Genomic DNA, 8,310 nt, shown 5'->3' on the forward strand with positions numbered 1-8,310 from the left:
TCACTTGTAGCATTCAATGCTACAAGTGAGTGAGTGTTTTTATAAGAGTTCAGCTAATGTTATTTTGTCATATGCCTTTATTTTGTCTCCTATTTTCTCTGCACCAAATATCGCTGCTACACGTGCATATCTATATGGTGTCTCGCATTGTGGATATAAGATTGGCATGAGCCTCTTTATTATCCCATCATCGTCAATAGTCCCTACATTTAAGTTTGTTCCATCACTTGGATATTGTTCATCCAATTTCTCAAAATCCATTTCATTTCTATGGTATTTGAGAGCATATAGAAGAGAGAACTTTAGTGCAGAAGTGAATGTGCTAAATTGATATTTTGCACGTAATAATTCGATGTTGGCATTAGCTTCTGCCGAGATGTGAAAATTCAACAAATCCGCCATGGTATATTATAATTTAGCTTTTTACCAATTCTGAGTAAGAACTGGAAATTTGGTTAATAGTATATTCTTGAATCAAATTGGAGCCAAGTTTTTCTCTAACTCCATTAAGATCACCGATTTCACCTTGAAATGCGAGAACAATTACCTGATTACCAAGCAATGGAAGACTTTTCAGTGTATTCATTTTATGAATAGGATCAATTCTTTGGAATGTGGAATCCATAAACACAGGGCCTTCTATAGGAGCATTTTTATGTAACGCGCTAATCAAAGATATTGCAACAACCTGCTCATATCCAGAGGAACGGTTAGGAACAAAAGTACCATCTGTTTTAACGATATTCATTCCGAAATTATCATTTATAGCAAGACTTTCAAAGTCTTGCTGGTGAGAAATACTTCTAAAGAACGTAGTAGCGTCTTTTTCAACACTTTCTTTTAGTTTTGAACGGAAAGAATCTATTCCATCTGAAAACAGCTTGTGTATACTTTCTACGAATTCTTTCTCATTAAGAGCTGTTTCAAGGTCTGCACCGCCTAATATTTTTTTAAGCATCGCACTCACCCTAGTAATACCATTAAGTGTTTCTGCTTTAGAATCTGCATTCAATGAAAGCCCCTTCTTTACTTCAGATATCTTAGTTTCACATTGTTCCAATTTCTTTGGTAGTGCTAAGATATTAGTTTCTTGCTCAGATGAAGTACTACTAATAGAGGATATTTCCTTGTTTTTTTGAGATAATTTCACTTCTTGGAGCCTCAGTTTCATTAGCAAACTTTCATATGATTTGAATGAATTCTTTATCCATTCAGTACGATCCTCTTTATATGAATTTCGCATGAAAGCTATTTGTTCTTGAGTTTTATTATAAAAATCTTTTTCCTCTTGTGTTAGCGATTGAACTGAAGTGGCAGAAAATCTAGCACTTATGTTTGATAAGAGTGTACTATCTATATTATTTTTACATACTGGACAATGATTGTTGTCTTGTAATAATTGCTCTCTAATATACTGATTCACTGATCTCTCAAACTCTAATTTTTTTTCTTATTTTCAATAGGTTCAATTTCTGCAATAGTGTGTTCTATCACATAATCAAGAATGTCATTAAGTATAGTCCGCCAAGCCTCATCTGCTTCTTCAGTAAGGTGTTTTTGAGCATCTGCTAATTCTTGATGTATCATAGACAGTCCTTCTTCAATAGCATTTCTTTCACCCAGCAATTTGCTATAGGTAAGAGACTGAGCCATTTGATCGGTAAGCAAATTTTTTTCTTCTATAAATTTTTCAAGTTTATTTTTAAGATCTTTTTCACTGCTTTTTAGATTCTCTAATTTTTCATTTAGCTTATTAAGAGATTCTGCATGAGCTTTTGTTGTTTCATTATTCTGAGATGCTTTTGCAACAGCCTGATTATACTGCGTAATCAGAACTTCAAATATGTCACGTCCATTTAATAGTATGGGCATACCAAGTATGGCCTCTATTGAGTCTTTAATTTTTTGTCCTTCTTGATTTGATTCATCTAGAAGGTCTTCATATTCTCCAAGTAACTCAGCATCAAATAAATAAAAACGAGAAATGCTTTTAGGCAAAGCTAATGACAACAACTCAGTAGCTTCTTTATTAGATAATATATTTGATCCTTGTTTGACTTGAAATATATTTTCATAGTCTAATTCATCATAACCAGATCCCCCCTTTCTTTTGAGTCCACGAGAAACTATATATTGAATTCCATTATGCTGCATATAAAGTTCCACCAACATATTTTTACCCTCTACAATGGCATCTGTATTGACGAAAGATACTGGTGGTAAGATACGCCTGTTACGACCGTACAACTCACCCCATAATACATAGCGGAAGGCATTCATTATAGTCGTTTTTCCATGACCATTATTACCCCATATGACAGTAACGCCATTTTGATATGGCAATGTTAAAGTTGACGTACCATAATAAACACCGAAATTATTTAAAATAAGTTTTTCGATTCGTAACATAGCATTATTTCTTTAAGTGTTCATGAACTAAGCCATTTATTTTTTCTAATGCTTTAGCATTATCACTATTGAGAGCCAACTCATCCAATATCAAAGACAATAAATTCTTTGGTATATGCGAATAATTAGAGGCACGAAGCGATTCTAATAAATTCTTTAATTCTTCTTTGTTTTTAATCTCATTCATATTCTTGGCTAGATAGTTTAATATTATTATAATCAATATTGTTATCAATAGCTAATAGTTTGAGGTCTACAATACACTTGCTGTCCTCTGACCATTCGCCAAATTGAATAGATCTTACAAGTTCCATTTCAATGATACTTCCAGCCTTGTCACTAGAAGCAAATTTATCAGGTATTACAATTGCATCATGAAGATATGAAAAATTTTTATTATTACTCTTTCTCAATATTCTTCCGCGCCTTTGCACAAACTCGCGAGGGTTTTGTGACGAAGCAAGTATGAGCGCATGTGTAGTATTGGGTATATCAATACCTTCATCTAAACACCGGATTGATACTATTATTCCACCAATTGTGGAGAAATATTTCAAAGTTTGCTCTTTCTTATCCTTTCCCAATTCAGAATGATATTCATAAGCCCTCATACCTGCATTAAGCAAACGAGTAAGGACATCATTTAATTGAGCATGATTATCACAATAAACAATCCATCGATCGCCTTCCTTATAATCGTTTCGTAGTACGTCGTAAGCCAATTTTATTTTCGCATCTGCATTTTTTATTATCCTCGAGCGTTGTATTAGAAGTTTTTTTATTTGATTATTAGACATTATATTATCTTCATTCTGAGAAGACAATCTCGCTACAAATTTAGATATTTTTTTAGAGATTTCATCCCACTCTTCTTGTTCAGATTTATTAAGAGAAACTATGTGTGGAAAATAAAAATAATGGCAAAGGACATTATCGTCAATTGCATTTTTCAGAGTATATGGTTGCCCAACAATACCACCAAAATAATTAAAGATACATTCTGTACCCACCGGATCACCATATCTTTTTGGAGTAGCAGACAGTCCTAATCGACGACCTGCATTTATAGTGAAAATGCGCCTTCTATTTTCACTTCCCATTCTATGAACCTCATCGGCAACCAGAAAAAGTTTATCACTAGAAACTACTTGATTGTAAAAATCAGGCGAAGCAGCCGTTTCCATAACTGCGATAGTTATACGTTTCTCATCAAAGCATGTATCGGTAAAAGCGCGGAGTACCATTTCACGTTTCCAATCTGTAAAACCACCACCGCATAAAAGATACTGAACATCAAGATCCGAAAACACTTCCTTTAATTCTCTATGCCATTGATCTAGTAAACCGACTGAAGGCACAAGAATAATTACAGGAGAACCTTCTTCTATACATTTTCGTATTGCACACATTGCAGAAAATGTTTTTCCACTGCCAGTAGCATGTTCAAATATTCCTCTTCTAAAATTTTTTTCCCATGCATCAAGTGCATTTAGTTGATGTTCTCTTGGTCTTTTCCCGTTAGGTCTTTTATCAGCACTCCAAATAGATGCTTTATCAATAGTATACAAGACTTCATCTAATGCCTCTGTCCATGTTGATTCTTTTGTCGCATGTTTAGCAACAAGTTCTTTAATATTCTTAGGAAGCTCAATGGCAACAATTTTATCATTTTGATTTTGCCAAACACGTTCAAATTGATGTTGTATATCGATTACTCGTTCTTCTTCAGATTTGTTTCTCCATGTTTCAAAGACGTCAAGAGATTCAAAATTACCATCATCTGACAGTCCCTTAAAAGTTTCATTAACAGAACCGCGGAAAGCTACAACAGAACCCTTGGTGTCATAAAAAAGGCCAACTTTGTCATGAAACAATCTATTGGGATCATATTTGCCCACTGCTATTTTAATTTCCATGATTCCCTTTGCGATTAAGCAAGCTAGAACTCTTTCTGGAGCACTTAAAGTGTCTTTTTTAAATATTTTCTCAAATTCTTTGAAAAGATTATCTCGCTGTTCCTCAGAACTCAAAGAAATGGTACCTTCCTCAATAGCATCTTGATCCTTAACGGCCAAATATGGAGAACAAACAACTCTCATTTTTCCTCCGTTAGTAACAAATTCTTTTAAATAACTCCACGACAATATGTAGATAGAACTGCTGAAATACCCAGTGGCTCTATCATATCGTATAGCGTTTCGCATACACGGAAGATAGAATTCTTTAGCTATATCATGGTCTATCTTGTTATAGCTTGTCCGAAAAGAATGATCTTTTAATGCCATTATTCAGTCTATGTATTGAGCCGTTTAATAATACCTTCTAAAAGGTGTCGTCCCGTTATTCCAATAAGCACTTCATTATTTTTCTTGACAAATGTAGCAATATTTCCACCGCAAGCATCAAGAATAAATTCTAATCGACTTTGAATGTTTGCACACCATTTGAAGTTAGTATGTTTTTCTGCATCATAAATGATATACACATCATAATCTTCAGAATATGAAACCATTAATGGAAATCCTTCCGTATAGTCAAAAGATGAATATTGTCCACGCTTTTGACCAGGCACGTATATATTAAATTTATATTCAAGATTTGGCCTTCCTCCTGCAGGATTTTTGTTATCGTAAATGTAAAGGGCAAAAGTCATAGGAATAGGCTCGGTAATAGAAAACACAAATGGCCACATTGATACATCAGTGTGGCTAACAATCGAGTTTCCCATATCTCTGAGAAATCTTTTATGAAGTTCTATCCTTCTTTTTATCGCTCTTGCCTTCATTTTTTATTATTGATGAAAGTTTCTTTTTTGATTCTTTCACATATTCAGGAAACAAATCAAAACCAACAAATTTTCTATTCAGTAACAACGCTGCCACACCTGTTGTACCAGAACCAAGCCAAGGATCTACAACAAAATCTCCTTCTTTTGTTGTCGCTTTGATATATTTCTCTGGGAGATACTGCGGCTGGACAGCTTGATGATTATCCTTTTTTGCTGACACAGAGCCGCTTATAACATTAAGAGGCAAGGCACCTAAAGGATTCGGTTCTATCTTCTTATTTTTTCTTACATAGGTAACCCCATTTCCGCGAGGTTTATACTCTAATGTTTGGTATTTCTTAATTGTGCTTTCATCATATGGTCTTCTTATTGCATCGATATTGAGTTCCCATTTAGGGCTCTTCGAGAACCAAAGATTCTGCTCATAAGCATCCTGACATGCGGAACGAAGTCCTGTCGGTACCGGATTTTCTTTTACCCATACTTCTATGTCAACACAATAGAGATGCCAGTTTTCTTCTAGAAGTATAGCTAGTTTTTCAATCACCAAAGAACGACGCGCAGACATTTTCGATGTGGCTTTTTCTCTATTTGCCTTTACATTAATAACGAGGAAGCCGTCATCTCTTAACTTCAACACAGCCGCGTCAAGGAATGGTGTTATTTTGTCAATATACTCAGAAGTTTTCCACACTCCATAGTTTCTGTTAGCATTAGGATATGGTGGTGAACCATATATTAACTTGACAGACTTATCTGGCAATTCCATTAAGCCTGCTGCACCATCAATACACCTAACTTCAAACCTTTTATTGCTGTTCATTTGTAAGTTCAATTCTTAGCTTAGCTAATTCACAATAATCTTTATTTGCATCAATACCAATCCAATGCCTTCCATTATTTTTTGCAGAAACACAAGTTGTTCCCGAGCCGGAAAATGGATCAAGCACAACATCACCTTTAATGGTGCCAGACATTATAAAAAAATCAGCAAGTTTTATTGGAAATCTGGCAGGGTGAGTGATTCCTCTCTCTTTACATAGATTGATAAACACATCATTGCTACTTGTATTAGCAATTTCAATTACTGACCCAGGATCAGATCCTCCGTGGTTTGTCCATTGCTTTCCACAGTTAAAATTATGTGTACTTGGCCTAGTGTTATCTTTGCGTTCACCTTTACCTTCTCCATTGAGATACTTAGTCATATCGCCGCAATATGGCTTTCTGACAGCGTCTAAATTAAATTTCCATTCAGAAGATTTGCTGAACCAAAAACAATACTCATGTGACTTCTTTGTTCGACCATATCCCCCCCTTGAATATACGTTTGGAGGAGTTGCGGGATTATACCATATATAATCTCTTACAAGATGGAAATTGAGTTCTTCACACAAGTAAATTACCAATTTCAAAACATATAAATGCTGAAATCCATCAACAACTTTATCATTAATGTTAAGAATAAAACTACCGTTATTTTTTAATACCCTATAAATTTGATGAGCCATAGGCTTAAACCACTCAACATAACCATCAGGTTTGATTTTTGAATTTTTTATTCCATAACTACGCTGGTCTGCATACGGAGGTGAAGTCAAAACCATATCAATTGACTCAGAATCAATACCTTTCATTACCTCCTCGCATCTTCCTACATAAAAGTTATCAATTTCAATTTTTGTCATTTTTTATATATTCCTTCTTTTTAAAGGTGTTATTGTACGTTTTCTGCATCATTAACTTTAACCAAATCCAAGTAAATCCATAAGACATTTCTTGAAGGTTGATCAACGTATGTTTTTATATTAAACAAACTCTTGTTATACAACGACTTAATCTACTTATAAGCCATTTGGTAAGTGCATTTATTATTTGGCCATTTTTAATTTGCAACAATTCGTAAATTGCAAATTTACGAGTTTCTTTTGATATAACGGTGAAAAATACAAAAAAACAGATTTAGAACATATGATTGGTTACATTGAACCTAAATTTTCAGGTGATTGTCTCTTGACTATCAATTAAATGATACGATGATGATGTTGCAAATGTACGGTAAAGCACTTTTCTTCAGACAAAAATAACATTTGTACAACCTTATACAAAAGCCGTTCCTGTACATATCAACAATGGTTAGCAAAGTATTCTTTTCAGTCTCCAATAGATTCAGGAATTTCACATTTACAGATCGTAATCTTTTTCATAGTTTAATTTCCATATAATTATTTACTGCTCCGGTTATCCACATGAACTTAGAATAGTTTACTAGCTGAGTGATTTACGTTCTTTGTGTGAAAGGTAGTTTCCTAAAACATTGGGAACTGATATTAATGTCTAAAGTGCCATAAGTACTATAGGGCAATCACCCCATAGGAAGAACTGCCCGATATGATATTCGGCACCATGACTCTATTCCCTTTTAGTAAGATACTCTTTTTCGTACCGTTTTGTCAGTTCGATAACCTGCTTGCATACTTCTTCCAGCTTACGGGTTTCTCCGGCAAGTTTGTAGAGAAACGCAAGCGATTTCTTCTCCCCATAAATAGTGTGGATAGTCTTTACACACTGGTTATAGTTGTTTCCGATGCGTCGGAACTGCTGATAGAAAGCGGTGAGTTGGGCGTAGTATTCTTGTGCTTCCTTGTCAATCTTCACCACCTTGAACTCTCAGCCGAAGATGCGGGCGAAGATAAATTCGGCCTTGTTCTTCATACCCGATTGTTCAAACATCGTGAGGAATTTTTCATTTTCCTCACTGCTCAACCGCACAGAGTGGCGATGCACCCGTGGGTCAGCGAGCACTTTGTGCCCCGCTCCGTTTCTGACAAGCATTCTTTTCTTCATGACATGAATATTTTAAAAGGTTCGACTTGGGAGAACCGCCGTCCCCGAAAGACCTTTCGGGCGAGACTTTGAGGGCCTGAACTTCAAGTGAGGGCCTCAAAGTACACCTCGCTATATGCTGACGCATATTAAAATCCGGTCGGGCCGGATTAAGGGTCTGAAGCATTTGTCTTACGTTCTCTTTCGAGAACGGGCTGCGCTCTCCCGGCGACAAAGGTAGATAGTTTTTTCTGTCCGAGCATTATGGCGGTTCCCGCCAACAACCG

The 8,310-nt window shown here is 35.5% G+C and carries 8 protein-coding genes and 1 pseudogene; all 9 read right to left on the bottom strand.

Features of this window, described 5'->3' with window-relative positions; genetic code table 11:
- Positions 1-39 precede the first annotated feature (39 nt).
- Positions 40-402, bottom strand: a complete 363-nt coding sequence (locus QVP90_RS11820) for a hypothetical protein (protein WP_021936539.1) — start codon at positions 400-402, stop codon at positions 40-42.
- A gap of 13 nt (positions 403-415) precedes the next feature.
- Positions 416-1,423, bottom strand: coding sequence for a hypothetical protein (locus QVP90_RS11825; RefSeq protein ID WP_288204391.1), 1,008 nt, complete (start codon positions 1,421-1,423; stop codon positions 416-418).
- 14 nt (positions 1,424-1,437) lie between these two features.
- The gene (locus QVP90_RS11830) at positions 1,438-2,409 is read right to left on the bottom strand and encodes an AAA family ATPase (protein WP_021936541.1); all 972 of its coding nucleotides are present in this window, start codon (positions 2,407-2,409) and stop codon (positions 1,438-1,440) included.
- A gap of 4 nt (positions 2,410-2,413) precedes the next feature.
- Positions 2,414-2,596 carry a hypothetical protein gene (locus QVP90_RS11835; RefSeq protein ID WP_021936542.1) on the bottom strand — a complete coding sequence of 61 codons (183 nt, stop codon included), beginning with the start codon at positions 2,594-2,596 and terminating at the stop codon, positions 2,414-2,416.
- Positions 2,589-4,694: a DEAD/DEAH box helicase family protein gene (locus QVP90_RS11840; protein WP_021936543.1), complete on the bottom strand. Its 2,106-nt coding sequence runs from the start codon at positions 4,692-4,694 to the stop codon at positions 2,589-2,591. The genes QVP90_RS11835 and QVP90_RS11840 overlap by 8 nt, the downstream gene beginning before the upstream one ends.
- Before the next feature lie 8 nt (positions 4,695-4,702).
- On the bottom strand, positions 4,703-5,137 hold the full coding sequence (locus QVP90_RS11845) for a hypothetical protein (protein ID WP_021936544.1): 435 nt from the start codon (positions 5,135-5,137) through the stop codon (positions 4,703-4,705).
- 16 nt (positions 5,138-5,153) lie between these two features.
- Positions 5,154-6,020 (bottom strand): DNA-methyltransferase, encoded by an 867-nt coding sequence (locus tag QVP90_RS11850; RefSeq protein WP_021936545.1) that lies wholly within the window; start codon positions 6,018-6,020, stop codon positions 5,154-5,156.
- A complete protein-coding gene (locus QVP90_RS11855) occupies positions 6,007-6,885 on the bottom strand; it encodes a DNA-methyltransferase (protein WP_021936546.1) in 879 nt (292 codons plus the stop codon). The genes QVP90_RS11850 and QVP90_RS11855 overlap by 14 nt, the downstream gene beginning before the upstream one ends.
- Positions 6,886-7,609: 724 nt before the next feature.
- Positions 7,610-8,044: pseudogene (gene mobA / locus QVP90_RS11860) on the bottom strand (conjugal transfer protein MobA).
- Positions 8,045-8,310 lie beyond the last annotated feature (266 nt).

The sequence above is a fragment of the Bacteroides sp. CAG:189 genome, assembly GCF_000432295.1.
Classification (GTDB): domain Bacteria; phylum Bacteroidota; class Bacteroidia; order Bacteroidales; family Bacteroidaceae; genus Bacteroides; species Bacteroides salyersiae.